This window comes from Streptomyces malaysiensis subsp. samsunensis (genome assembly GCF_024519315.1).
Classification (GTDB): Bacteria; Actinomycetota; Actinomycetes; order Streptomycetales; family Streptomycetaceae; genus Streptomyces; species Streptomyces malaysiensis.
Genome location: NZ_JANIIC010000003.1, coordinates 268,655 through 292,486, shown reverse-complemented (window position 1 = coordinate 292,486; position 23,832 = coordinate 268,655). Strand labels below are relative to the sequence as shown.

Genomic DNA, 23,832 nt, shown 5'->3' with positions numbered 1-23,832 from the left:
TGTGCGGCTCCGCCGCCTGGGCGCGGCAGAGCCACGACGGCGCCGCGGACGATCGACGGCAGGTCGGGGCACTTCCAGCGGGGCGCTCAGGCGGCGGATCCCGGCACGGGCGGCGGGGCCGTCCGGACCCGGGTGAGGGCGGCCACCGCCTCCCGCGGATCGTCCGCGTGGAACCGGAGCGTACGGGCGGAGCCCCGCGCGCCCAGCGGCCTCACGAACGCCACCGGCTCCGTCAGCTCCACCGTCACCGTGGTCTGGCTGCCCACCGAGAGGTCGAGCACCCCGTCCGCGCTCACCCGCACCAGCCGTCCGTCCGGATAGCGCCGGTCGACCCGGGCGGTGGCGATGGTGGCGGCCGGAACCCGCAGGTCGAACAGCACGCCGTACCGTATACGCAGCGAGCCGTCCGGCCCCACCACATGCGGCCGGACCACACAGGCCGCGTGCAGGGCGAGGATCAGCACGACCCCGTACACATCGATGACGAGCAGGATCCGGTGTACGACCGGCCATGGGATCACCAGGGCCAGCGCGATCGTCTCGATGACCGAGACGAAGACCATCCCGTACATCATGGCCGTCTGGGGCCCGGTGTAGGGGAAGGCCAGTGCCCCCTCGGGGATCTGGTGGCGGCGGCGCAGCACCCACAGCCAGAGGCTGTGCAGGGCTTGGATCTCGTGCCGGATGAGTCGGCGCACGATCGCCGGGACCAGTTTCTCCAGTGCGCCCGTCGCCCGCTCCGCCGTCCGTGCGATCCGCCGATTCATGACGACCTCCTCTTCAGCCGGGCGGTCACCCTCTCCATCACCCGGCGCACCACCTCGGCCTGGGCCGGCGAGTAGTCGGCGAGGAGCGCCTCCTCGAAGCCCGTCGCCGTCGGGCCGCTGTCCGGGATGGCCGCCAGGACCTCGTCGGGTACGGCGGCGATCAGGTCGTCGGCCAGCGCCGCGATCCGCGGATCGTCCGCCGCGGCCCCCTCCAGTTCGTCCAGCCGCTCGTACATCCGGACCACGGCGGGGTCGTCGGCCAGCGGCCGCAGCGCCGCGTACACCGCGTCACCGCCGACCACCCCGTCCAGCAGGATCAGGTGCTCGCGGTCCTTGGCGGCGGTCGGCGAGGAGGTGACGGGTGCGCTTTTCAGCAGTTCGGCGAGTGCGGGGGAGAGCGGCGCGTCCGGTGTGAGCGGCCCGGCCAGCAGGGCCGCCAGCACCTTGCGGCGCTTTTGGATCTCGTGTTCCTGGCGCGCCAGGTCGGCGTCCAGCTCGCCCAGCACCTCGGCCAGTTCGCGTCCGGCGTCGTCCGCGAGGACGTCCCGCACCTCGTCCAGGGCGAGCCCGAGCTCGGTCAGCCGCCGGATCCGGGCCAGCAGAATGGCGTCCCGGATGGTGTAGACGCGGTAGCCGTTGGCCCGCCGCTGGGGTTCGGGCAGCAGGCCGATGTGGTGGTAATGCCGCACGGTCCGGGATGTGACTCCGACGAGCGCGGCGATCTCTCCGATGCGCATGGTGCCAGTAGAAACCCTGCCGCTGCGTCAAGGTCAAGCACGGCCCCGGCCTGCCCGGGACGCGACCGGTGTAGGGGGCAACGGCACGGTAGCGTAGCGAAGCCGAAATGCGGCCAGGTGCGGTGCGAACGCACATCCGGGAAGCAGTGAGGGAGCCTTATGCGGCACGAGATCAGCCCCGAGCCCATTCTTCAGGTCGGGCTCGGCTTTATGGCGTCGAAGACACTGCTCACCGCGGTGGAACTGGATCTGTTCAGCCGGCTCGCGGAAGGCCCTCGCACCGGCGGTGACCTGGCCGGGGCGCTCGGACTGCACCCGCGCGGCGCCGCCGACTTCCTCGACGCCCTGGTGGCCCTCGGATTCCTGGAGCGATCGGAGGATGTGTACCGCAACAGCCCGTCCGCCGACACTTTTCTCGACCGCAGGAAGGCCACGTATGCCGGCGGCATTCTGGAGATGGCCAACAGCCGGCTGTATCCCTTCTGGGGATCGCTCACCGAGGCGCTGAGAACGGGAAAGCCGCAGAACGAGCACAGGCACGGTGGCGATGTATTCGACGCCATCTACCGGGACCAGGAGGGCCTCGAGGGATTCCTGCACGGAATGACCGGGCTCAGCATGGGCAAGGCGCTGGTGATAGCCGAGCGGTTCCCCTGGGCCGACTACCGGACGGTGCTGGACGTCGGGGGAGCGGTGGGCTGCGTTCCGGTGGCGGTGGCCCAGCGCCACCCCCATATGAGCGGCGGTGTCTTCGAACTGCCCCGGGTGCGGCCGGTCTTCGAGAGGTACGTGGCGTCCTTCGGCCTGGAGGACCGGCTCACCTTCCACGGGGGCGACTTCTTCACCGATGACCTGCCCGGCGCGGATGTCATCGTGCTCGGCCAGATCCTGCACGGCTGGGGTCTGGAGGAGAAGCGGCTGCTGCTGAAGAAGGCGTACGACGCGCTGCCCGACGGGGGAGCGGTCCTCGTCTACGACGCCATCATCGACGACGACCGCAAGGCGAACACCTTCGGTCTGCTGGCGAGCCTGAACATGCTCATCGAGACCCGGTCCGGCTTCGAGTACACCGCCGCCGACGGCCGCGCCTGGATGGCCGAGGCGGGATTCCGCGGCAGCCGGATCGAACCGCTGACGGACGGCTACTCCATGCTGGTGGGCATCAAATAGCCGCCCGGCGAACCCGCTCGACGGATCACGAGACCGCACCGGAGCACTAGAAGCGGTAGCGCAGGATCCGGCCCACATCCCGGAAGCCGGGAAGGTGTGCCATCAGCCGCATGCTCATCCGGCCGGAGGCGGGCATCTTCTCCACCCCCGGCATGTCCACGCTGCGCACCGCGTCGAGGCAGGTCAGCCCCGGGTGCCAGCTCTCGATCTCATGGGGGTCGTCCAGCCCCCAGTGGAGTGTGGCGCCCGCGTTGCGCACCGCGGGGACCATCTTCTGGAGCCGGATGCCCAGCGGCCCGTAGACGTCGAAGAGCAACTGGCCGCTGGGGAACCGGTCGGTGACCCGCTGGATCAGCCGCTTGCCCTCCTCCTTGCGCAGATACATCGTCAGCCCCTCGGCGACGACCACGGTGGGCCGGTCGTCGGGCACCTCGCGCAGCCATGCCTCATCGGTCACGGAGGCGCCGACCATCTCGTAGTTCCCCGACGGCTCGGGAAGCAGCCGCCGGCGCAGCTCGATCACCTCGGGGTAGTCGACGTCGATCCAGCGCACCGACGAGGGCGGATCCAGCCGCTGCACCCGGGTGTCCAGACCGCAGGCGAGATGGAGCGCGGTGGCCTTCTGATGCTCGGCCAGGAACTCCATCGCCCAGTCGTCGAGCTGTTTCGCCCGCAGGGCGATGCCGACCGCTGTCGTATCCGTCATCCCCGTTTTGCCGAAGTCGTAGGCCACGCGCTCCACGGCCTCCCGGGCCGTGTGGTCGTGCAGGATGGAGTCCGGTGAACGGCTGTCCACCGCCCTGCCGTACAGCGTGGCGAGCAAGGTTTCCTGAGCGCCGCTGAGAGTGATCTTTTCGCGATCCATGGTTCCTCGTCGATGTGGGGGTACCGGACGGACCATTGCGTGCCGGTTGTGTACGGAATGGGCAGAACCCGTGTCCGTACGGTCCCACGTTCCCCCGGGCAAAAGCGACTGGCGTCTGGGCCATTCGAGTTCATCCGGCCAACATCGGGGGACGGGCGCGGCGGTGAGCGTCAGCGGCCCTCGCCGTCGTCCCGTGTCAGCCACAGGTCGGGACCGAAGACCTCGTAGTGGATCGCGGAGGGGTGCACACCGCGCTCCAGCAGCTGGGTCCGCACCGACCGCATGAAGGGCAGCGGTCCGCACAGATACGCCTGGACGCCATCGGGGAGCTCGATCCCGGACAGGTCGACGAGGCCGGTGCGCCCGGCCGGCCAGTCGCCCTCGGGCCGCTCGTACCAGATGTGGGCCGTGCCCCGCGCCAGCTTGGTGATCAGCCGCTCCTGGTCGGCGCGCAGGGCGTGGTCGGCGGGGGAGCGGTCGGCGTGGACGGCGATGACCGGGGCCTGGTGCCCGCGCGCCGCCAGATCCTCCAGCATGGCCACCATCGGGGTGCAGCCGATCCCCGCGGAGGCGAGCAGCAGCGGCGCGTCCGTGGCGTCGAGCACGGTGTCGCCGAACGGCGCGGAGACGGTGAGCGCATCGCCCTCGTGGACATGGTCGTGCAGATGGCCGGAGACCTCACCGGCCGGGCCCTCGCCGGTGTCCGCGCGCTTGACGGAGAAGGAGCGCACGGTGGCGCCCGGGGCGTTGGTCAGGCTGTACTGGCGGATCTGGTGCGCCCCGTCGGCCAGTTCCACCCGTACCGAGATGTACTGGCCGGCCGTGAACGCGGGGGCGCGGCGGCCGTCCGCGGGCCGGATCCGGAAGCTGACCACATCCGCCGTCTCCGGGACCCGCTCGATCACCCGCCACTGCCGCCAGGTCCCGCCGACCAGCACACCCTGCTCCGCGTACAGCCCCCGCTCGATCTGGATCAGGGCGTCGGCCATCAGCCAGTAGACCTCGTCCCAGGCGGCGGTCACCTCCTCGGTGGCCGCGTCGCCGAGCACCTCCGCGATGGCGGCGGACAGATGACGGTGCACCACCGGATACTGTGCGGCGCTCACCCCGAGCGAGGCGTGCTTATGGGCGATCCGGTTCAGCAGGGCGTCGGGGCGGGTGCCCGGCCGCTCGACCAGGGCGGTGGCGAACGCGGCGATCGCGCCCGCGAGAGCCTGTCGTTGGGTGCCCGCCGCCTGATTGGCCCGGTTGAACAGATTCCGCAGCAGTTCGGGGTGGGCCGCGAAGAGCTTTCGGTAGAACAGGTCGGTGATGGTGTCGATGGCCTCACCGACGGCGGGAAGTGTGGCGCGGACGGTCTCGGTGGACTTCTGGGTGAGCATGAGCGGGCCTAACTTGTATCTCAGATTCGTATTATGCGGCATGGTCGGTGAGCCGGGCATAGGGCTCCGTGTCCTCGCTGCTCGGCGGGGCGGGGTCCGGGGGTCATGCCCCGCGCGGCGGCCTCATGGGGACAGGCCGGGTGCGCGCCCGACCAGCCCCAGCAGTACCGGACCGGTCGGGGACGCCACCAGATCGTCGACCGTCAGGGGGTCGAGCGAGGCGAAGAACGCCTCCTGCGCCCGGCGCAGCGCCATGCGCAGTTGGCAGCCCTGCCGCAGCGGACACGGCACATCCCCCTCGCAGTCGACGACATCGCCGACCCCTTCGAACTCCCGGACCAGCCGGCCGATCGAGGCGGTGCGCCCGGTCGCGGTGAGCGTCAGCCCGCCGCCCCGTCCGCGCCGTGTCTCGATCAGGCCCAGGTGCTGGAGCCGGGCCGCCACCTTGGCCAGATGGCTATAGGCCACCTGCATCTCCCCGGCGATCTGCCGCGCGGTGCAGGGCTCGGCTCCGGTGACCGCCAGCCGCATGATCGTGCGGAGGGCCAGGTCCGTTGACTTCGTCAGCCGCATGCCCTGAGATTAACTTAATGCGAATCTGAGATGCAATTTATGGGCGCTTGGGCGGCGAAGGTGGCCCCGTCGCGGGTCGGGCCCCGCCGGGCGGCTGCCCGCGCAGCGCCCGGGTCACCGACCAGGCGACGGACACCATGGGCACGGCCACGACCGCCCCGATCACCCCCGCGACGATGGAGCCGGCGATGACCGAGATCGCCACCACCACCGGATGCAGCCGCACCGCCCAGCTCATCACCAGCGGATGCAGCACATGGCCCTCGAACTGACCCACCGCCACGATCAGCAGCAGCACCACGGCCGCGATGGCCGGACCGCGCCCGGCCAGAGCCACCACCGTCGCCACCGCCAGCGCGATCGGCGAACCGATCAGCGGAACGAACGTCGCGAAGAAGACCAGCAGCGTCAGCGGCAGGGCCAGCGGCACCCGCAGCACGGACAGGGCGATACCGACCAGGACCGCGTTGGAGGCCGCCACGACGATGATGCCCCGGGTGTATCCGGCGAAGGTGCTCCAGGCCGCCCGCGCCCCCCGATCCCAGGTGGACCGGGCGCGCTCGGGGAGCTGTTCCCGGAACCACTGCCACATCCGGTCGCCGGAATGGACGAAGAAGACCGAGCAGAACAGGGCCAGGAACGCCGCCGTGCCCGCCTCCACGACCCGCCCCGCACTGCTGAGCGCCTTGCTGATCAGCGCCCCGCGATGCCGTGTCACGAAGTCGCTGACCTTCTGGTGGGCCCCCGAGAGCACACCGCGCCGGACATGGAACGGCGGCCCCTCCAGCCACCGCTCGATCCGGCCGATCCCGCCGCGCAGCTCTCCCACGAGCCGGCCCGCCTCCGCGGCCGCCGCGTTTCCCACCAGCGCCAGCAGCCCCAGTGCGACGAACAGCGTGCCGAACACCGCGAGCGCCACCGCGAGCGGCCTGGGGACCGCCCGTGCCAGCAGATCGGCCAACGGCCGCAGCAGGGCGGTGGCCACCAGCGCCAGGAACACCGCGATCGCGACGAGTTCGAACTGCCCCAGCACCGAGAACGCCAGATAGACGGCCACCCCGATGACCATCAGCCGCCATGCGTACGCGGTGGCCAGCCGCAGTCCGGGATGGACCCGCCCGTTCTCGTCCCCCGCCCGGCGCACCGCCGCGGCCAGGGCCGCGGAACCGGTGCCGCGGGCCCGCGCCACCGCCCGTGCGGCCCGCCCCGCCGGTCCGCCGGTCACACCGCGCCGAGGGCGTCTGCCCCGCCCTCCCGGTCGCTCGGGCGGGGGAGGAGAGTCGCTGCTCACGTCGGCGCCACCGCCTTCTGCGTCCCGGTCCTGCGCGGCGGAAGAGGATGGCGATTCATCCCCATACGTACAGATTCAATCAGGGTGGCTGTCCGGGCGCCCGAACACCTCTCCCCGGCGCGGCGGCCCCTGCCCGCCCCCTGCCGTTCCGCACCGTCGACTGCCTAGGATCGCCCTGGTCACCCCTGTGCCAGGACCTCTGCAAGGAGTCGCTCGTGACATACGACATCACCGCCATCCGCGCGCAGTTCCCCGCACTGAAGGCCGGGTCGGCCCACTTCGACGGCCCGGGAGGCACCCAGACCCCGCTCCCCGTCATCGAGGCCGTCTCCGACGCGCTGGCCAACCCCCTGTCCAACCGCGGCCGCCTGACAGCGGGGGAGCGCAACGCCGAGGCCCTCGTCCGGTCGGCCCGGCAGGCCATGGCCGATCTGCTCGGCGCCGACCCGGCGGGGATCGTCTTCGGGCGCAGCGCCACCGCCCTCACCTACGACTTCGCCCGCACCCTCGCCAAGACCTGGTCACCGGGGGACGAGGTCGTGGTGTCCCGGCTGGACCACGACTCCAACATCCGCCCCTGGATCCAGGCCGCCGAAGCCGCCGGGGCCACCGTGCGCTGGGCCGACTTCGACCCCGCCACCGGCGAACTGACACCCGATGACATCAGCGCCCAGCTCGGCGACCGTACCCGGCTGGTCGCGGTCACCGCCGCATCGAACCTGATCGGCACCCGCCCCGCCATCCCGGAGATCTCCCGGCGGGCGCACGCGGCCGGGGCGCTGCTCTACGTCGACGGGGTGCACTACGCCGCCCATGCCCAGGTGGACATCGAGCGGCTCGGCGCGGACTTCTTCGTCTGCTCCCCCTACAAGTTCCTCGGCCCCCACCTCGGCGTTCTGGCAAGCGCGCCCGAGCTCCTGGAGACCCTGACCCCGGACAAGCTGCTCCCCTCCTCGAACGCCGTTCCCGAGCGCTTCGAATTCGGCACCCTGCCCTATGAATTCCTCGCCGGCACCCGCGCCGCCGTCGACTTCCTCACCACCCTGGCCCCCGGCGCCGAAGGCGGCCGCAGGGAGCGGCTGGCGGCGGCGTTCACGGCCCTCGAAGGGCACGAGGCCACCCTTCGTCGGCGTATCGACGAGGGGCTGGCCGCCCTCGGCCCGATCACCGTCCACTCCCGGGCGGCGGACCGCACCCCGACCGTGCTGCTGACCATCGACGGCCACGACACCACCGACGCCTACCGCCATCTCGCGAGCCGTGGCGTCGACGCCCCCTCTGGCTCCTTCTACGCCGTGGAGGCGTCCCGCAGGCTGGGCCTGGGCGACACCGGAGGGCTGCGTGTCGGCCTGGCCCCCTACAACAGCGCCGAGGATGTGGACCGACTGCTGGAGGCCCTCTCGGACTTCCTGCGCACGCCGACCCCACGCGGCTGACGCACCCGGCCGGGACGGCTGACTTACCCCGCCGGGAACGCCGTCAGTTCCCGGCCGAATCCCCTTCGAGAAGCCCCGCCACCAGGCCGCGGGCATACGCGGCGCCGAGCCCGGCGGGGCGGAAGAGGATGCGGTACATCAAAGGTGAGACGACCCGGTCCATGACCGTCTCGACGGCGGGGATGTCCTCCCCGCGCTCGGCCGCGCGGGTCAGGATGACGTCGACCTGATCGGCGGCGTAGGCCGAGCACCGGCCCGCGTTGCTGCCGTCCGGGTCGCCGAGCAGGGCGTCGCGGATATAGGCACGGCCCGCGGGGGAGGACATCTCGTCGAGGAACTGCTCGGCCCAGGCCGCCAGATCGGACGCCAGGCCGCCGTGGTCCCCGGGCGCGGTGTCGGGCCGCAGGCGCTCGACCGCCACGTCCGACAGCAGCTCGGTGAGGGCTCCCCAGCGGCGGTAGATCGTGGAGGGGGTGACCCCCGCGCGCTGGGCGATCAGCGGCACCGTCAGAGCGTCGCGGCCCACCTCGGCTTCCAGCTCGCGCACGGCGGTGTGCACCGCCGCCTGGACCCGGGCGCTGCGCCCGCCGGGGCGCACCATCTGCCTGCTCATTCCACCACCTTAAGCCTTAAGGCAATTCCGTTGCTTCTAGGAGCGGTGCGTCCCGAGGCTGCTCAGGGGAGTTCGGCCGCCGTGGCCCGGCCGTCCGCCGGTGGGCTCCAGACCGGGCCCGAGGCCGTCGTCAGACCACCGGCGCGAGCTCGCGGGCGGGCCGGGTCCGCTCGTAGACGTGACCGGCCCGCAGGAGCACGCTCTCCCCGAGCGGTCGCCCGAGCAGCTGCATGCCGATCGGGAGGCCCGCCGTGTCATGGCCGACCGGGACGGACAGCGACGGCACCCCGGTGACGTTGGCGGGGGCCGAGAGGCGTACATAGGCTTCGGAGACGGCTTCGACGGTGCCGTCCGGCCAGGTGATCACCTCCTCGTCGGCCTTCACCGCGGTCGCCGGGACGGTCGGGGCGGCGATCAGGTCGACGTCCTGGAGCATGCGTGCCCACTCCCGCCGCATCAGCGTCCGGGAGCGCTGGGCGCGCAGATAGTCCCCGGCGGGCATCAGTTCGCCGGCCTCGAGCAGGGTGCGCACATCCGCCTGGTACAGCTCGGGGGCCGCGCGCAGAGTGCGCTCGTGGTAGGCGGTGGCCTCCGGCACCATCAGGCCCCAGTGCGTGGCCTGGATGTAGCGGGTCATGGGGATCTCGACCTCGACGAGGCGCGCGCCGAGGGCTTCGAGCCCGTCGATGGCCCGCCGGACCGCGGCTTCCACCTGCGCGTCGACCCGCTCGAAGTAGTAGTTGCGCGGCACGCCGACGCGCAGCCCCGTCAGGTCCTCGCTCGCGCCCGGCCGGTAGTCCCGCGCGGGCCCGGCCAGGGACGCGGGGTCGCGGGGGTCGTGCCCGGCCAGGACCGCCAGGACCAGGGCCTGGTCCTCGACGGTGCGGGTGAGGGGGCCGACATGGTCCAGCGACCACGACAGGGAGGTGACGCCGTGCCGGGGGACGAGGCCGTACGTCGGCTTGAGGCCGACGACCCCGTTGAGCGCGGCCGGGACGCGTATGGAACCGCCGGTGTCGGTGCCCAGGGCGAAGGTCGCGGTGCCCGCGGCGACGGCCACGGCGGATCCGCCGCTGGAGCCGCCCGCGACCCGCCCGGTGTCCCAGGCGTTGTGGGTCTGCGGGGTGATCAGCCCGTAGGCGAACTCATGGGTGTGGGTCTTGCCGGCCAGGATCGCGCCGGACGCGCCGAGGCGTGCGGCGACCGCGCTGTCCGCCTGGGCGCGGTGGTCGGCGCGGACCCGGGAACCGGCGGCGGTGGCCACTCCCGCCACGTCGATCAGGTCCTTCAGCCCCATCGGGATGCCGTGCAGCGGGCCCCGGAGGCGGCCGGCCGCGGCGTCGTCGGCGGCCTCCCGGGCCGCCAGACGCGCCCGTTCGGCGGTCACCGTGGCGTAGGCGTTGAGGTGGGGTTCCAGCCGCTCGACGCGCTCCAGGACGGAGTCCACCAGCTCGACGGGGGACAGCCGTCCGGCCCGGATCGCGTCGGCGGCCGCGGTGAGGGTCAGTTCATACGGCCGCATCGTGCTCCTCCTCTCCCGCGCGGTAGACGGAGGCGGGCGGGGTGTCGCCGAAGTCGAGCTCGCGCAGGACGGCGACGACGGAGTGGATGTGCTGGGCGGCGGCCGCCACCGCGGTGCGGCGGTCGGGCGGCAGCGGAAGCCCGGCCCGGTCGGCCCAGCGGGCCGCCTCCTCGGGCGTGAGTCCGGCGGTGGACATGGTGTCTCCGTTTCCGGGGCCGGCGCGGCGGCGCGCTCCCGGCGACCCCGATTCTCGCGATAAAGGCTAATGGTTTGCGTTAGGTGATCGTAGGGGCTACGGTCGCTTAAAGCAAAATCGTAGCGTTTAGCGAGAAGGAGTCCCATGCCCAGCGCCATATCCGGCGCCCCCGCGCACTGCCCCTACGCGGCCGCCCCCATCCGGAAGGCCACGGCGCACCGCGCGGCCCCCCTCGGCCCCCTCGTCCTCCACGCCTCGGTCCTCACGGCACTCCTGGCCGCGTCCAGCGCCCCGACCCCGCTGTATCCGCTCTACCAGGATCGCTGGGACCTCTCCGCGCTCACCATCACGGTGATCTTCAGCGCCTACGCCCTGGCGCTGCTGCTGGCCCTGCTCACCGTCGGAGCCCTCTCCGACCATCTGGGACGGCGCCCCGTCCTGCTGGGCGCGCTGATCCTGGAGGCCGGCTCGATGGCGCTGCTGGCCGCGGCGGACGGCGCCGGACCGCTGATCGCCGCCCGGGTCCTGCAAGGGGCGGCCACGGGCGCGGCCACCAGCGCCTCGGGCGCGGCGCTCCTCGACCTCGAGGACCCCCTGCGCCCCGGCAGACCGGCCCTGATCAACAGCATCACCCCGGTGGCCGGGATGGCCGCCGGCGTGCTGGCCTCGACCCTCCTCATCGCCCTCTCCCCGGCACCCACGGTCACCGTCTATCTGCTGCCGGCCGCGCTGTTCGTGGCCCAGGCGGCCGCGGTCGCCCGCGCCGCGGAGACCGGACACCGGCGGCCCGGGGCGCTGCGGTCCCTGCGCCCGCGGCTCGGCCTCCCGCCGTCGGCCCGCGGCGCGCTGCTGACCGTGGGCACGGGCGTCGTCGCCGTCTGGGCGCTGGGCGGTCTCTACTCCTCCCTGGGGCCCGCGCTCGTACGCCTGGTGGCCCCCGGCACTCCGCCTCCCGCGGGCGGGATGGTGTTCTTCACCGTCAGCGCCGCCGCCGCGCTCACCGTGTGGACACTGCGGCGCACGGCTCCGGGCGCCGCCGCGATCGGCGGCTGCCTGGCCGTCATCCCCTCCGCCGCCCTGAGCCTGGGCGCGCTGCACGGTGCCGGCCCGCTCGCCCTGTTCGGCGGCGCGGCCCTGGCCGGTGTCGCCTTCGGCGCCGTGTCCCAGGGAGCGCTGCGGCTGCTGCTCGCCTCGCTCGACGAGCGGGACCGGGCCACCACCGTGGCCGCCTACTACGTCCTCAGCTATCTGTCGATGAGCCTGCCCGCCATCGCCGCGGGCGCCGCCACCCAGCACTACGGGCTCCGTACCGCCTGCCACGCCTACGCCATCGGCGCCGCCGTGCTCGCCGCCGCGGCGGTGGCGGCACTGACCGCGTCACGGCGCCGCATCGCGCCCCGCACCACCAATGCCCTCCCCCGCTAGACACCAAGGAGACGACACACCATGCGCACACCGCACGCCAGCACGCGCGCGCCGCACACCATCCCCTTCTGGGCCGTGGGCGACATCGCCGTCCACCGCATCGAGGAGGTGCTGCTGCCACCGCGGACCGGGCCGTGGCTGCTGCCCGGCGCCACCGCCGACGTGGTCGCCCAACAGGACTGGCTGCGCCCCGACTTCGCCGACCAGCGGGGCATCCTGCGCCTCGACAGCCACAGCTTCGCCTTCGAGGTGGCCGGGGCGCGGGTCCTGGTCGACACCGGCATAGGCAACGGCAAGACGCGGGCCAACCCGGCCTGGCACGATCTGCGTACCGACTACCTGGAGCGGCTCACCGCCGCCGGGTTCCCTCCGGAATCCGTCGACCTGGTGATCCTCACCCATCTGCACACCGACCACGTCGGCTGGAACACCCATGAGGTGGACGGCGCATGGGTGCCCACCTTTCCCCGGGCGCGCTACCTCACTTCCCGTACGGAGCGTGAGTTCTGGGCGTCCTACGACATGGACGAACCGCGTGCGCGGATGTTCCATGACTCCGTGACGCCGGTCGAGGACGCGGGACTGCTCGACTTGGTCGACGTCCCGGCCGGGGGCACCGAGGTCGCCCCCGGGCTGCGGCTGATCCCCACACCCGGGCACACCCCCGGCCATATCGCCCTCCAGCTTGACAGCCACGGCGAGAGGGCGCTGATCACCGGCGACTGTGTTCACCACCCCGTCCAGCTCGCCCATCCCGCCATCGGCTCGTGCGTGGACATCGCCCCCGAGCAGTCCGAGGCCACCCGCCGCGAGCTTCTGGGCTCCCTCGCCGATACGGGCACCCTTCTGCTGGGCACCCACTTCCCGCCGCCCACCGGCGGTCATGTGATCACCGACGGGAACGCCTACCGGCTCTCGCCCGTGCCCCCGGCCTCGCACTGACGCGAGTCCTCCCGGGGGTGGTGGTGTTCGCGTGGATGTTCCCGTAGGGGCGGTCTTGGGGCCGGGGCGGTGCGACGGGCAGGCTCGTGGGTGCTGTGCCTGCTTCGTATGGGGAGGGGTCTCCTGTGGCCGGTGTGTTACCGCGTGGCGATCGGCTGCCGTCGTTGACGGGGCTTCGCTTTCTGCTGGCCGGTGTGGTGTTGGCGGGCCATGTGCTGACGCTGGGCCGATTCTTCGAGGCCCAGGGGGTCTACGAGGCCGCCGACGCCTCGTCCATGGCGAGCGCGGCGGCGGTTTCCTCGTTCTTCCTCCTCAGCGGCTTTGTGCTGGCGTGGAACGCGTCCCCGTCCGACACCGCCCTCGGGTTCTGGCGCCGCCGAGTGGTGAAGATCTTCCCCAACCACGCGGTGACCTGGGCCTTGATGCTGGGTCTGCTCATGGTGACGGGCACCGCCGCATCGCTTCCGGTGCCGGATCCGGGGCTGGGGGAGGCGGTCCGGAATCTGCTTCTGGTACACGCCTGGGTTCCGGCCATGACCGATTTCAGCAGTGTCAATCCGGTGACGTGGTCCATCTCGTGCGAGGCGTTCTTCTACCTCCTCTTCCCCCTGCTGATCCGGCCGGTGCGGGCGGTCCCGGCGCGGCTGCTGTGGCCGGTGATCGCCCTGGTGGCGGGGGCGGTGGTGACGATGCCGATGGTGGCCATGGCCGTCACCGACGAGGCGGCCCCGGGGAGTTGGTCACCGCTGTCGACCGAGCGCTGGTGGCTGATCTACTTCTTCCCTCCGGTGCGGCTGCTGGAGTTCATCCTCGGGCTGGTGCTCGCCCGGGCGGTCCAGCTGGACCGCTGGCCGGCGCTCCGCCCCGCCTGGCCGCTGCTCGCCCTGGCGGCGGTCTTCGCGGTGCGGCCGGAGTTGCCGGAGGAGTACGTATGGGGAGCGGCGACCTGTCTGCCGGTGGCCGCCCTGATCCCGGCCCTCGCCACCCGCGACATCCAGGGCCGGGAGAGCCGGCTGGGCCGTCGCGGCCTGGTGCTGCTGGGCGAGGCGTCGTTCGCGCTCTACATGGTCCACTTCCCGGTGCTGTACGCGATCCGGGTACTGCTGGACCGGCGGACGTTCGACACCGTGACCGCCACGGTGTTGTCCGTGGCGGTATCGGCGCTGTGCGTGGCGGTGTCGCTGCTGCTGTGGCGCGGGGTCGAGGTGCCGATGATGCGCCGTTTCGCCCGCCCCGGCGGCCGTTCCTCGCCGACCGCGCGCCCCGCCACGCCGGACGACCGGACCGCGTCCTTGCGCCAGGAGGACCCGACTCCCTGACCGGGGCGCCCCGGTGAGCACCGCTGACGGGGCGGCCCCGTGAACACCGCCCACCGGGCGGCCCCGTGAACGCCCGCGCGCGGCGGCGGCACGGGACGGAACCGCTCAGCCTGGCGAGGCGGCGACGCTTACGCGATGGCTTTCGCCGTCGGAGAGGAACGACGCCAGTTCCCGCCCCTCCTCGGCCACCGCGGTGCGGTCGGCGGGGGAGAGGCGGCCCAGCGGGGTGACGGCCACGGTGCCGGCGTCGACGGTCCAGGTCGCGGCCACCCGGCCGTCCACCAGCACAACGCGCTCCCCGGCCACCGAAAGGCCGCGGTGGGCGTCGTCGATGATCCGGCCGCGGTCGTGGTAACCGAGGATCGCGTTGTCGAACGCGGGCAGGAACCGCACCGGCGCGGGCGTGTCGGGGTCGGGGCGTGGCGCGCCGGGGAGGTCGAACAGCTCCCGGCCGCGTTCATCGCGGAAGGTGACCAGCTCCCCGGCTCACGCGTCTTCACGGTCGCGCCGTTCCCTTCGGTTCCTTGGTTCTTGGGTTCCCTGGCTCCTGGGTTCCGGAGCCGCGCCGGTGACGTCCGTCACCGGCGCGGCTCCGAGGAGGTCCGGTCGTCGGTCGGCTGGACTTCTGCCCGTCGAGCGACTCGCGGATGAGGTCCGCGTGCCCGGCGTGCTGGGCGGTCTCCGCGATGACGTGCATCAGCACCCGGCGCACGCTGTGCGCCGCCCCCGGCTCGTTCCAGGGCGCCTCCGGCAGCGGATGCGTCGCCGACAGATCGGGCACGGTGGTGATGATCTCCTCGCTCCGGGCGGCGACCTCCTCGTAGCGCTGGAGGATCCCGGCCAGCGTGTCACCGGGCAGCATCTGGAAGTTGTTCTGGTTGTCGATCGCCCACTGCGGGATCTCCCGTGCGGTACCGGCCGCGAGGTCGGCCCAGGTGACACCGTCGGGCAGGTCGAAGCGCAGCGCCGACGGGCCTTCGAGTACGAAGCGCAGCCATCCTTCCTCGATGGCCGCGACGTGCTTGATCAGCCCGCCCAGACAGAGCGTGCTGACCGTCGGGCGCTCGCCGGCCTGCTGGTCGCCGAGCCCGCGCACCGTCTTGGTGAGGGCGGATCGCGCGGCGGCGAGCTCGGCGAGCAGATCGGCCCGCTCGCTGTCGAGCTCGGCGGAGGGTGTGGTGGTGGCGGTCACGGTGATCGGGTCCTTCTGGTCGTTCCGGTTGCTCTGACGGAGACAACAGTGGCAGGGGAAGCGGACAGGTCGTGGCCGCTACTGGCGGCAGAATGGGAGTCATGCCGAAGACCTCAGCGCGACTGCTCTCCCTGCTCTCGCTGCTCCAGGCGCGCCGGGACTGGCCGGGGCAGCTGCTGGCCGAGCGGCTGGAGGTCAGCCCGCGCACCGTGCGCCGCGATGTCGACCGGCTGCGCGAGCTCGGCTACCCCATCGTGGCCACCAAGGGCCCCGACGGGGGTTACCGGCTCGGCGCCGGTACGGAACTGCCACCGCTGCTGTTCGACGACGACCAGGCCGTGGCGCTCACGGTGGCGCTTCAGACCGCCACCGCCACCGGGGCGGGAATCGAGGAGGCGGCGGCCCGTGCGCTGAGCACCGTCCGGCAGGTGATGCCCGCACGGCTGCGCCATCGCGTCGACGCCCTCCGGATCACCGCCGTCGAACACGCGGGGGCCCGGCCGCAACCGCGGGTCGACCCGCGGGTTCTGATGACACTCAGCGCGGCCGTCCGCGCCCGCGAGGTGCTGCGCTTCGACTACACATCGGCCCGGGTCGGCGACGACGGCCCCGCCACGGCGCCACCGCGCCGGGCACAGCCGCACCACCTCGTCACCCGGGGCGGGCGCTGGTATCTCGTCGCATGGGACCTCGACCGCGAGGACTGGCGCACCTTCCGCGTCGACCGCATCACCCCGCGCACCCCCACCGGGCCCCGCTTCACCCCGCGTGAAGTGCCCGGAGGGGAGGTGGCCGCCTTCGTGGCCGGCCGGTTCCAGGGCTCCGACGGCCCCGGCGGCTGGCCCTGCCGGGGCGAGGTGATCCTCGACCTCCCCGCCGCCGACGTCTCCCCCTTCGCCCACGACGGAGTCGTGGAGGAACTCGGCCCGGACCGCTGCCGGCTCGTCCTGGGCGCGTGGTCATGGCCCGGACTGGCCGCCACCATCGGCAGGTTCGACGCCGATATCGAGGTCGTTGGCCCGGCCGAACTCAAGGACGCCTTCGCCCATCTGGCCCGCCGCTACGCCGACGCGGCGGGCGGACCCGCCGAGCCCACGCCGCCACCTTCGAGCCGATGAGTGATGGGCGCCGGGCATCGTGCCTCGGGAGCGTGCCGCTCATCGGGCCTCAGCAGCGCATCGCGTCCCAGCACCGCATCGCGTCTCAGGGCGCGGCGTCGAGATCCACCTCGAGGTTCTCGGTCTCGGTCCAGAACCCGTCGTCCGCGTCCTGGAGCCGGGACGCCGCGTGCCTCAGATGGAGCAGCGCCGCGTCGCGCGCCGCCTCGGCGTCGCGGGCCTCGATGGCGGCCAGGATCGCGTGGTGCTCCCGCCGGACCGCTTCGAGGAAGTCGCCGCGGCGCGCTTCGTTCGCGCGCGTGACGCGGATTCCGCCGCGCAGCACCTCGCCGAGGTAGCGCAGCGTCGAGAGCATCACCGCGTTGCCGGTCGATTCGGCGATGGAGCGGTGGAAGGCGAGATCCTCGTCCACACCGTCGCCACCGGCCGCCACCGCCACGTCGATGGCCTCCAGGGCCTGACGCATCCGGGCGAGGTCGGCCGGGGTGGCGCGGGTGGCGGCGAGGTACGCCGCCTCGCCCTCGATGGGGCGGCGCACCTCCACGATCTGCCGCACCTTGGACTTGGTGTCCTCGGCGGTCTCGGCCTCCAGGTCGAGCGGCCGGGTGCGGCGCGGCATCACGAACACACCGAGCCCCTGACGCGCTTCGACCAGGCCCGCGTTACGGAGCCTGGACACGGCCTCGCGCACGACGGTACGGCTGACGCCCAGCTGCTTGACCAGCTCCACCTCGGTCGGGAGCTTGTCGCCCTCGGCCAGCCGCCCCGACTCGATCTCTTCCGAGAGTATCGACGCGACCCGATCCGCGAGCCGCACGGGACCGCTCACCTTGGAGAACATGGTCTTCAGTTTATCGGCACCGCTGATCGGCACCGCCCCGGCGGCTAGCGCTGCGCACCGCCCGCGACCGCGTCGGCGTGGTCTTCGAGGTAGTCGCGCACCACCGATGCGAAGTCCGGGTCGGGGGCCAGGCCGAGAGCGGCGGCGCGGGCGTTGTCGAACGCGGCGGGCCACGAGCCCACGATGGCCTCGACACCGGGATCGGGCGCGATGGACACCAGGTCGGCGACGGCGTCTCCGGCCACCCGCCGCAGTGTGCTCAGGATGTCGGCGACCGAGACCGTGAGCGCCGGAAGGTTGACCGGGACCGCGCCGTCGATCCGGCCGGGCCCGGCGCCGCGCTCCACCTCGGCCACGCGGAGGATGCCCTCGACGGTGCGCCGTGGCGAGGCCAGGGCCACTTTCAGAGCGGGGTGGACCGGACAGACGGCGGGGAGGCCCGCGAGCGGTTCGCGGATGATGCCGGACAGAAAGCCGGAGGCCGCCGCGTTCGGCTTGCCCGGCCGTACGGACACGGTCATCAGGCGGGCGACGCGCCCGTCGAGGAAGCCGCGGCGGGTGTAGTCCGCGATCAGCTGCTCGCAGATGAGCTTCTGGATCCCGTAGCTCGACCGCGGTGTGGGCAGGGTGGACTCGCTGACGACCGGCGGCAGCGGCAGCGCGGGATCGGAGCCGTAGACGGCGACGCTGCTGGAGAACACCACCCGTGGCGTCGGCCCGCCGGCGGCCGACTGGGCCCGCGCGGCCTCGAGCAGCGCGCGGGTGGTGTCCACATTGGTGCGCATCCCGAGGTCGAAGTCGGCCTCGCATTCGGCCGAGACCGCGGAGGCGAGGTGGATCAGCACATCCACCGGTTCCGCGAACACTTCGTCGAGCCGGTCCGCCAGGTCGCCCCGTACGACGTCCACGAGGGGGTCGGCCGCCGCCGAGCCGGACGGCACGACACGGTCGGCGAGCACCAGCCGGTCGATCGGCGCACCACGGAACGTCCGTGTGGTGAGCAGCGCGTCGGCGACCCGCTGCCCCAGGAAGCCGAAGCCACCCGTGATGACGATCCTCATGTGTTGTCTCCTCGGTAGTCGTGGCGCCAGCCGAGGCCCTCGCTCGTGCCGGCGCGGGGGATGTACTCACAGCCGATCCACCCGTCGAAGCCCAGGTCGTCGATGACCCCCAACAGATGACGGATGTTGAGCTCGCCCCGGTCGGGCTCATGGCGATCGGGTACGCCCGCGATCTGAAGGTGACCGACCCGGCCGGTGGGCAGGTCCCGGCGCAGGGTCGTGGTCAGGTCGCCCTCGACGATCTGGCAGTGGTAGAGGTCGAGCTGCACCTTGAGGTTCGGGGCCGCCACCTCCCGTACCACGGTGTGCGCTTCGGACTGGCGGTTCAGGAAGTAGCCCGGCATATCACGGCCGTTGATCGGCTCGATCAGGATGTCCGCGCCCGCCGCGGCGGCCCGCTCCGCGGCCCAGGCGAGGTTGGCCAGGTAGGTGTCACGGTGCTCGGCTGCCTCAACCGGCTTGGCCGGCTCCGCCGGTGTGGCGCCCGCCGGTCCCACCAGCCCGGCCATCACATGCACCCGCGGGCAGCTGAGCTCGGCCGCGTACTCCAGCGCCCGGTCGATCCCCGAGCGCAGCTCCGCCTCGCGTCCGGGCAGCGCCGCGAGCCCGCGCTCTCCGGACTCCCAGGCGCCGGGAGGCGCGTTGAAGAGCACCTGCCGCAGACCGTGGTCGTCGAGCCTGCGGCGCAGCTCGGTGGCGTCGTACGGGTACGGGAAGAGGTACTCCACGGCCTCGAAGCCGTCCGCCGACGCCGCGGCGAAGCGGTCGAGGAAGTCGTGCTCGGTGTACATCATGGACAGGTTCGCGGCGAACCTCGGCATGCTGGCTCCTGCGTTCGGGCCGGGACCGTCCCGGTCAGCGGTTGACGACGTGCTTGTTGGTGGTGAGCACCGCGGCGGCGCCGGCGACGAGGGTGAACGCCAGGACGTACATCGGGATCGACGCCGAACCGGTGGCGTCCTTGATCGCGCCGATCATGTAGGGACTGACGAAACCGGCGAGGTTGCCCACCGAGTTGATGATGGCGAGTCCCGCCGCGGCCGCGGTGCCGCCCAGGAATGCGGTGGGGAGCGACCAGAACAGCGGAGCGCAGGTCAGCACCCCGGCCGCGGCGACGGACAGCGCGGTCAGGGACAGCGCGGTCGATCCGTTCCAGACGGCGGCCAGCGAGAACCCGACGGCGCCCATGAGGCTCGGTATGACCAGGTGCCAGCGGCGCTCGCGGCGTCTGTCCGCCGAACGGCCGAACAGGTTCATGGCGACGAGCGCGGCCAGGAACGGCACGGCGCTGAGCACGCCGATCGCGTAGTTGCCCTCGATACCGGTGGACTTCACGAACGAGGGCATCCAGAAGGTCAGGGCGTACTGGCCCATCACGAAGCAGAAGTAGATGAGGCACATCAGCCACACCCTGGGCTCACGGAAGGCGTCCCGGACCCGGCTCCGCACCGTCTGGTGCGCGGTGTCATCGGCGACCGCCCGCTCGACCACGGCCTTCTCCTCATCGGTCAGCCACTTGGCGCCGCGCACATCGTCATCGAGGTAGAAGAGCGTGATGACACCGATGACAAGCGCGGGCGCCGCCTCCAGCAGGAACATCCACTGCCGGCCCCGCCATCCGTTCACACCCTGGAAATGGTCCATGATCCAGCCGGAGAGCGGGTTGCCGAAGATGCCCGCCACCGGGATGGCCGACATGAACATCGCGATGACCCGGGCCCGGCGGTGCGAGGGGAACCAGTAGGTGCAGTACAGGATCACACCCGGGTAGAACCCCGCCTCCGCCGCACCGAGCAGAAACCTGAGTACGTAGAACGTCGCCTCGTTGGTGACGAACATGAACGCCGCTGAGACCAGGCCCCAGCTGATCATGATGCGGGCGATCCAGGTGCGGGCCCCGACGCGTTGCAGCATCAGGTTCGAGGGGACCTCCAGCAGGAAGTAGCCGATGAAGAACAGGCCCGCCCCCAGGCCGTACGCCGCCTCGCTGAACCCGAGGTCATCGGACATCTGGAGCTTCGCGAAGCCCACGTTGACCCGGTCCAGGTAGGACGCCACGTAGCAGAGGATGAGGAAGGGGACGATGCGGCGTACGACCTTGCGGTAGACGGCGTTCTCACGGGCGAGCGCGGGGGTCTCGGCCGCCACTGCGGGCATGGGCATGACGGAATCCTTTGTGCGGCTCAGGGGATTCTGCGGCGGGGAGGGGGAGACAGGTCACCAAGCGGCGCCGAAGGCGGACCTCAGCTCGCCGATGGCGTCGGTGGTGAGAGGCCCGGGCCGACGGTCGGTCAGGAGCCAGAGACGTGCCGTTTCCTCGAGTTCTTCGAGGACGGCGAGGGCGGCGGCCGCGTCCGGGCCCCACACCACGGGGCCGAGCCGCTCGAGCAGGACGGCCCGGATCGGGGTGTGGCTCGCCAGGCGGTCGGCGATCCGGGCGGTCACCAGATCGGCCACGCGCGGGTCGCCGGGCCGGTGGTAGGGGATGAGCGGGACATGCCCCACCTTCATCACGAAGTAGGGCGTGATGGGCGGGAGCACATCGTCCTGGCTCCACACACCGGCCAGGGTGAGCGCGACCAGATGGGTGGAGTGGGTGTGGATGACGAACCCGGCCGTGGGGTCGGCCGCGTAGACGCGTCGATGGAGCGTCAGGGTCTTGCTCGCGCGGTCGCCCGCGATCCGCTCGCCGTTGGCGTCCACCAGCGCCAGGCGGTGGCGATCGAGAAAACCCAGGGCGGCGTCGGTGGGGGTGATCAGATGGCCGTTGCCGACCCTGGCGCTGATGTTCCCGGCGCCGGCGTGGACATAGCCCCTGTTGAACAGGCTCGTACCCACCCGGACGATCTCGTCGCGCGCCCTGTCCACGGCGGTGTGGGGGAGCCCGGTCGTCATGAGGTCTCCCGGTCGGGGCCGAGCAGGGCGAACGAGTCGGTGAAGAAGCCGGGGCCGCCGAAGTTGCCGGACTTCAGCGTGATGTGGAGCGTGTCACCGCCGGGAAGCCGGAGCGTGTCGCCGTCGGGAAGCGCCGCCGCGCACCAGGGCACACCGGGGTCGATCTGCGGGCCGATCCGCAGCCCGGTGATGCCGAGCGCCCGGACGACCGCTCCCGAGGTTTCGCCCCCGGCGACGACGAGTTGCCGGACACCGCGCTCCACCAGGCCCTGGGCCACGCGGGCCAGGGTCCGCTCCACGAGTTCGCCGGCCTCGGCGGCGCCGAGTCTGCTCTGGACGGTCCGGACCGCCTCGGGCGGCTCGGTGGAGTAGAAGAGGACAGGCCCGTCGGCCAGCCGCGGCTCGGCGAAGGCGAGGGCCTGGCCCGCCACGTCCTCACCGGCCGCGACACGCAGCGGATCCACGCGGAACGCGGGCCGGCCACCGCGCAGGAACTCCAGGACCTGCTGATGGGTGGCGGCGGAGACCGATCCGGAGATGACGGCTTGGTGGCCACTCGGCGGTTGCAGCCGCGCGGCGGCCCCGGACGGTGTGAACCCCCAGTTCGCGGGCAGGCCGATGGCCAGGCCCGAGCCCGCCGTCACCAGGGGCATCCCCTGGACCGCCGCGCCGAGGCGCAGCAGATCGTCGTTGGAGACGGCGTCGGCGATGGCGATTCCGACCCCCTGCTCGCGCAGTTCGTCGATCCGGGCCCGGACCGCCTCGGCGTCGCGGCCGACGACCGTATGGTCGATCAGGCCGACCGCCCGTGTGGTCTGCGCACCGAGGACCGAGACCAGATCGGGGTCGGTCATCGGGGTGAGCGGATGGTGGCGCATACCACTCTCGCTGAGCAGCACATCGCCGACGAAGAGATGGCCCTTGAAGACCGTGCGCCCGTTGTCGGGGAACGCAGGTGTCGCGATCGTGAAGCCGGTGCCGAGCGCGTCCATCAGGGCCTCGGTGACCGGTCCGATGTTGCCGGCCGGTGTCGAGTCGAAGGTGGAGCAGTACTTGAAGTAGATCTGCTCGGCGCCCGCGGCGCGCAGCCGGGCGAGGGCCCGCAGCGACGCGTCGACCGCGTCGGCGGCCGGAACGGTCCGCGACTTGAGTGCGATGACCACGGCGTCCGCGTCCACCGGCGGCTCGGCCCGAGATCGTCCACACCACCCGTGACTGGCTGGCCAAGCTCAGCCTGGTCGCCGCGGGCTGCGGCCTCACCACGGTCGGGGCCTCGCTCGCCCCGGCCGCCCCCGAGGGAGTACGCATCCTGCCCGTGCGCGGCGGCCCACGGGAGCAGCGCCGCCTCGTCCTCGCCCGGCTCCCCGATCCGCCCGATGAAGCGACGGCACGCGTCGCCGAGGCGCTGCGCGCCGCGGCCGTCGAGGAGGCGGACGCGCCACGGTGAGGCGCCCCGCCGAACATAGTTGATCGGCTGTCCGGTGGTGGCCCAGGGGCCGTGCACGGACAGCAGCGGAGGCGTCCCGCCTGCCGCCGCTCGTCGTCGGAGCCCCGGCGCGGAACGGATGCGCCGGGGCTCCGACGACGGGTCCGCCATGAGGGCGGACGGGGCGTCAGGACGCGGGTGTCAGGACGAGCTTGGCCTTGTGTCCGGAGGCCGACTGCACCCGAATGCTCAGGTTGTTGAGCCTGACGGTGCCGCCCGGACTGGTGCTGCCGCTCAGGCGCGCGCCGCCCGTCGTGGTGGCCGACATCTTCACGGACCGGGAGCTGATGTGGGTGATCCGCAGCTTCCCGAACCCGAACCGGTGGCTGTCGACCTTGATGCTCGTGGGCCTCGACACGGTGGTCTTGCACCGCCCGTCGTAGCAGGGCCCGTGGCCGGCGGCGTGCGCCACCGGTGACATCAGGCCGAGTCCCAGCGTGCCCGCCAGAGTCGTGGTCACCGCGGCCGTCGCGGTCCTCCAGCGCATACCGGTACCCATCAGTTGGACCTCCTGTGTCGGGGAACTCGTGCGCGGCTTTTCTAACCCGCGGGTCCCGGGACCGTTCCCGAGGAGGTGCCTGACCGTGGTGCGGTGTCCCGGCCGCGGCGGTGGCGGCGGCTGGCAGGGGCGGATGAGGACGGTGCCGACCTTGCCGGGCCGTACCGCGTGCTCCACGGCGTCGGTCAGCCCGTCGGGGCCATACGTGGCGGCCACGTCGAACTGGTCCGTGAGCCCCGGCGCGAGCCGCTTCGCGGTGGCCACGTCCGAGGCCCGCCTCTCGGCGGACGCCTCGGTCGGCCACCGGCCGACGACTTTCTCGCCCCGCAGCGTCAGCGACTTGCTCAGCGGCGTCGACGCGTGCACCGAGATCGGCTCCTCGGCGACCAGCCCGTAACCGACCAGCTTCCCGCCCGGCGCCAACAGGTCCAGCAGGCGCTCCGCCGGCTTCCCGCCGATCGGGTCGAACGCCACACTCACCGGAGGTCCCCCGGCTACCGAG

22 protein-coding genes and 3 pseudogenes are annotated in these 23,832 nt (G+C 72.3%); 7 read left to right on the top strand and 18 right to left on the bottom strand.

The annotated features are described in order from the left end of the window. Window positions 1-86 precede the first annotated feature (86 nt). Window positions 87-767, bottom strand: coding sequence for a hypothetical protein (locus tag NQU54_RS04245; RefSeq protein ID WP_257629811.1), 681 nt, complete (start codon window positions 765-767; stop codon window positions 87-89). Then, entirely contained in the window at window positions 764-1,504 is a 741-nt protein-coding gene (locus tag NQU54_RS04240) for a MerR family transcriptional regulator (RefSeq protein WP_257629810.1), read from the bottom strand. Before NQU54_RS04240 ends, NQU54_RS04245 begins: the two co-directional genes overlap by 4 nt. A gap of 159 nt (window positions 1,505-1,663) precedes the next feature. On the opposite strand from NQU54_RS04240, the gene NQU54_RS04235 reads away from it, so the two are divergent. Beyond that, a complete protein-coding gene (locus tag NQU54_RS04235) occupies window positions 1,664-2,674 on the top strand; it encodes a methyltransferase (protein ID WP_257629809.1) in 1,011 nt (336 codons plus the stop codon). Between the two features lie 46 nt (window positions 2,675-2,720). On the opposite strand, the gene NQU54_RS04230 is transcribed toward NQU54_RS04235, so the two are convergent. The 4 genes from NQU54_RS04230 to NQU54_RS04215 form a co-directional block, all read right to left on the bottom strand. Beyond that, a complete protein-coding gene (locus NQU54_RS04230) occupies window positions 2,721-3,539 on the bottom strand; it encodes a class I SAM-dependent methyltransferase (RefSeq protein ID WP_257629808.1) in 819 nt (272 codons plus the stop codon). A 170-nt stretch (window positions 3,540-3,709) separates the two neighbouring features. Continuing rightward, window positions 3,710-4,921: a globin domain-containing protein gene (locus tag NQU54_RS04225; RefSeq protein ID WP_257629807.1), complete on the bottom strand. Its 1,212-nt coding sequence runs from the start codon at window positions 4,919-4,921 to the stop codon at window positions 3,710-3,712. 123 nt (window positions 4,922-5,044) lie between these two features. Beyond that, the gene (locus NQU54_RS04220) at window positions 5,045-5,494 is read right to left on the bottom strand and encodes an RrF2 family transcriptional regulator (protein ID WP_079256132.1); all 450 of its coding nucleotides are present in this window, start codon (window positions 5,492-5,494) and stop codon (window positions 5,045-5,047) included. A 37-nt stretch (window positions 5,495-5,531) separates the two neighbouring features. Further along, a complete protein-coding gene (locus tag NQU54_RS04215; protein ID WP_372505776.1) occupies window positions 5,532-6,683 on the bottom strand; it encodes an AI-2E family transporter in 1,152 nt (383 codons plus the stop codon). A gap of 317 nt (window positions 6,684-7,000) precedes the next feature. Between NQU54_RS04215 and NQU54_RS04210 the strand changes: the two genes are divergently transcribed. After that, entirely contained in the window at window positions 7,001-8,221 is a 1,221-nt protein-coding gene (locus NQU54_RS04210; RefSeq protein WP_257629806.1) for a cysteine desulfurase-like protein, read from the top strand. Window positions 8,222-8,264: 43 nt separating this feature from the next. Here NQU54_RS04210 and NQU54_RS04205 read toward each other — a convergent pair whose 3' ends face one another. The 3 genes from NQU54_RS04205 to NQU54_RS04195 all read right to left on the bottom strand — a co-directional run bounded on the left by NQU54_RS04205 (window position 8,265) and on the right by NQU54_RS04195 (window position 10,552). Then, on the bottom strand, window positions 8,265-8,834 hold the full coding sequence (locus NQU54_RS04205; RefSeq protein ID WP_257629805.1) for a TetR/AcrR family transcriptional regulator: 570 nt from the start codon (window positions 8,832-8,834) through the stop codon (window positions 8,265-8,267). A gap of 130 nt (window positions 8,835-8,964) precedes the next feature. Beyond that, complete coding sequence (locus NQU54_RS04200; RefSeq protein ID WP_257629804.1) at window positions 8,965-10,356, bottom strand: amidase; 1,392 nt, start codon at window positions 10,354-10,356, stop codon at window positions 8,965-8,967. Continuing rightward, window positions 10,343-10,552: a hypothetical protein gene (locus NQU54_RS04195; RefSeq protein ID WP_257629803.1), complete on the bottom strand. Its 210-nt coding sequence runs from the start codon at window positions 10,550-10,552 to the stop codon at window positions 10,343-10,345. The genes NQU54_RS04200 and NQU54_RS04195 overlap by 14 nt, the downstream gene beginning before the upstream one ends. A gap of 144 nt (window positions 10,553-10,696) precedes the next feature. Here NQU54_RS04195 and NQU54_RS04190 point away from each other — a divergent pair, with 144 nt between their 5' ends. The 3 genes from NQU54_RS04190 (at window position 10,697) to NQU54_RS04180 (ending at window position 14,238) form a co-directional block, all read left to right on the top strand. After that, window positions 10,697-11,977 carry an MFS transporter gene (locus NQU54_RS04190; RefSeq protein ID WP_257629802.1) on the top strand — a complete coding sequence of 427 codons (1,281 nt, stop codon included), beginning with the start codon at window positions 10,697-10,699 and terminating at the stop codon, window positions 11,975-11,977. Window positions 11,978-11,998: 21 nt separating this feature from the next. Continuing rightward, entirely contained in the window at window positions 11,999-12,919 is a 921-nt protein-coding gene (locus tag NQU54_RS04185; RefSeq protein ID WP_257629801.1) for an MBL fold metallo-hydrolase, read from the top strand. Window positions 12,920-13,083: 164 nt separating this feature from the next. Then, a complete protein-coding gene (locus NQU54_RS04180; RefSeq protein WP_257629800.1) occupies window positions 13,084-14,238 on the top strand; it encodes an acyltransferase family protein in 1,155 nt (384 codons plus the stop codon). 105 nt (window positions 14,239-14,343) lie between these two features. Here the strand turns inward: NQU54_RS04180 and NQU54_RS04175 are convergent. Beyond that, window positions 14,344-14,718, bottom strand: a pseudogene (locus NQU54_RS04175) (DNA glycosylase AlkZ-like family protein); the annotation flags it as partial. Window positions 14,719-14,854: 136 nt separating this feature from the next. Then, a pseudogene (locus tag NQU54_RS04170) lies at window positions 14,855-15,430 on the bottom strand (DinB family protein); the annotation flags it as partial. Window positions 15,431-15,531: 101 nt separating this feature from the next. Between NQU54_RS04170 and NQU54_RS04165 the strand changes: the two are divergent. Then, window positions 15,532-16,548: a helix-turn-helix transcriptional regulator gene (locus NQU54_RS04165; RefSeq protein WP_257629799.1), complete on the top strand. Its 1,017-nt coding sequence runs from the start codon at window positions 15,532-15,534 to the stop codon at window positions 16,546-16,548. Window positions 16,549-16,633: 85 nt separating this feature from the next. Here the strand turns inward: NQU54_RS04165 and NQU54_RS04160 are convergent, their stop codons facing one another. The 6 genes from NQU54_RS04160 to otnK are packed head-to-tail and all read right to left on the bottom strand — an operon-like array spanning window position 16,634 to window position 22,523. After that, window positions 16,634-17,389 (bottom strand): FadR/GntR family transcriptional regulator, encoded by a 756-nt coding sequence (locus NQU54_RS04160; protein ID WP_257629798.1) that lies wholly within the window; start codon window positions 17,387-17,389, stop codon window positions 16,634-16,636. Between the two features lie 44 nt (window positions 17,390-17,433). After that, the gene (gene denD, locus NQU54_RS04155; RefSeq protein ID WP_257629797.1) at window positions 17,434-18,450 is read right to left on the bottom strand and encodes a D-erythronate dehydrogenase; all 1,017 of its coding nucleotides are present in this window, start codon (window positions 18,448-18,450) and stop codon (window positions 17,434-17,436) included. Beyond that, window positions 18,447-19,271: a 2-oxo-tetronate isomerase gene (otnI, locus tag NQU54_RS04150; RefSeq protein ID WP_257629796.1), complete on the bottom strand. Its 825-nt coding sequence runs from the start codon at window positions 19,269-19,271 to the stop codon at window positions 18,447-18,449. Before otnI ends, denD begins: the two co-directional genes overlap by 4 nt. Before the next feature lie 34 nt (window positions 19,272-19,305). After that, a complete protein-coding gene (locus NQU54_RS04145; RefSeq protein WP_257629795.1) occupies window positions 19,306-20,613 on the bottom strand; it encodes an MFS transporter in 1,308 nt (435 codons plus the stop codon). Between the two features lie 54 nt (window positions 20,614-20,667). Then, window positions 20,668-21,345, bottom strand: coding sequence for a class II aldolase/adducin family protein (locus tag NQU54_RS04140; protein ID WP_257629794.1), 678 nt, complete (start codon window positions 21,343-21,345; stop codon window positions 20,668-20,670). Further along, window positions 21,342-22,523 carry a 3-oxo-tetronate kinase gene (gene otnK / locus NQU54_RS49695; protein ID WP_257629793.1) on the bottom strand — a complete coding sequence of 394 codons (1,182 nt, stop codon included), beginning with the start codon at window positions 22,521-22,523 and terminating at the stop codon, window positions 21,342-21,344. The genes NQU54_RS04140 and otnK overlap by 4 nt, the downstream gene beginning before the upstream one ends. A gap of 8 nt (window positions 22,524-22,531) precedes the next feature. Here otnK and NQU54_RS04130 point away from each other — a divergent pair. Continuing rightward, window positions 22,532-22,792: pseudogene (locus NQU54_RS04130) on the top strand (type 2 periplasmic-binding domain-containing protein); the annotation flags it as partial. A gap of 166 nt (window positions 22,793-22,958) precedes the next feature. Here NQU54_RS04130 and NQU54_RS04125 read toward each other — a convergent pair. Beyond that, the gene (locus NQU54_RS04125) at window positions 22,959-23,810 is read right to left on the bottom strand and encodes an MDR/zinc-dependent alcohol dehydrogenase-like family protein (RefSeq protein WP_257629792.1); all 852 of its coding nucleotides are present in this window, start codon (window positions 23,808-23,810) and stop codon (window positions 22,959-22,961) included. Window positions 23,811-23,832: the final 22 nt, after the last annotated feature.

What these genes read in the sequence shown, in the direction of transcription:
- NQU54_RS04245 (WP_257629811.1), bottom strand. Translation starts at nt 767, where the DNA reads ATGAATCGGCGGATCGCACGGACGGCGGAGCGGGCGACGGGCGCACTG.
- NQU54_RS04240 (WP_257629810.1), bottom strand. Translation starts at nt 1,504, where the DNA reads ATGCGCATCGGAGAGATCGCCGCGCTCGTCGGAGTCACATCCCGGACC.
- NQU54_RS04235 (WP_257629809.1), top strand. Translation starts at nt 1,664, where the DNA reads ATGCGGCACGAGATCAGCCCCGAGCCCATTCTTCAGGTCGGGCTCGGC.
- NQU54_RS04230 (WP_257629808.1), bottom strand. Translation starts at nt 3,539, where the DNA reads ATGGATCGCGAAAAGATCACTCTCAGCGGCGCTCAGGAAACCTTGCTC.
- NQU54_RS04225 (WP_257629807.1), bottom strand. Translation starts at nt 4,921, where the DNA reads ATGCTCACCCAGAAGTCCACCGAGACCGTCCGCGCCACACTTCCCGCC.
- NQU54_RS04220 (WP_079256132.1), bottom strand. Translation starts at nt 5,494, where the DNA reads ATGCGGCTGACGAAGTCAACGGACCTGGCCCTCCGCACGATCATGCGG.
- NQU54_RS04205 (WP_257629805.1), bottom strand. Translation starts at nt 8,834, where the DNA reads ATGAGCAGGCAGATGGTGCGCCCCGGCGGGCGCAGCGCCCGGGTCCAG.
- NQU54_RS04200 (WP_257629804.1), bottom strand. Translation starts at nt 10,356, where the DNA reads ATGCGGCCGTATGAACTGACCCTCACCGCGGCCGCCGACGCGATCCGG.
- NQU54_RS04195 (WP_257629803.1), bottom strand. Translation starts at nt 10,552, where the DNA reads ATGTCCACCGCCGGACTCACGCCCGAGGAGGCGGCCCGCTGGGCCGAC.
- NQU54_RS04190 (WP_257629802.1), top strand. Translation starts at nt 10,697, where the DNA reads ATGCCCAGCGCCATATCCGGCGCCCCCGCGCACTGCCCCTACGCGGCC.
- NQU54_RS04185 (WP_257629801.1), top strand. Translation starts at nt 11,999, where the DNA reads ATGCGCACACCGCACGCCAGCACGCGCGCGCCGCACACCATCCCCTTC.
- NQU54_RS04165 (WP_257629799.1), top strand. Translation starts at nt 15,532, where the DNA reads ATGCCGAAGACCTCAGCGCGACTGCTCTCCCTGCTCTCGCTGCTCCAG.
- NQU54_RS04160 (WP_257629798.1), bottom strand. Translation starts at nt 17,389, where the DNA reads ATGTTCTCCAAGGTGAGCGGTCCCGTGCGGCTCGCGGATCGGGTCGCG.
- denD (WP_257629797.1), bottom strand. Translation starts at nt 18,450, where the DNA reads ATGAGGATCGTCATCACGGGTGGCTTCGGCTTCCTGGGGCAGCGGGTC.
- otnI (WP_257629796.1), bottom strand. Translation starts at nt 19,271, where the DNA reads ATGCCGAGGTTCGCCGCGAACCTGTCCATGATGTACACCGAGCACGAC.
- NQU54_RS04145 (WP_257629795.1), bottom strand. Translation starts at nt 20,613, where the DNA reads ATGCCCATGCCCGCAGTGGCGGCCGAGACCCCCGCGCTCGCCCGTGAG.
- NQU54_RS04140 (WP_257629794.1), bottom strand. Translation starts at nt 21,345, where the DNA reads ATGACGACCGGGCTCCCCCACACCGCCGTGGACAGGGCGCGCGACGAG.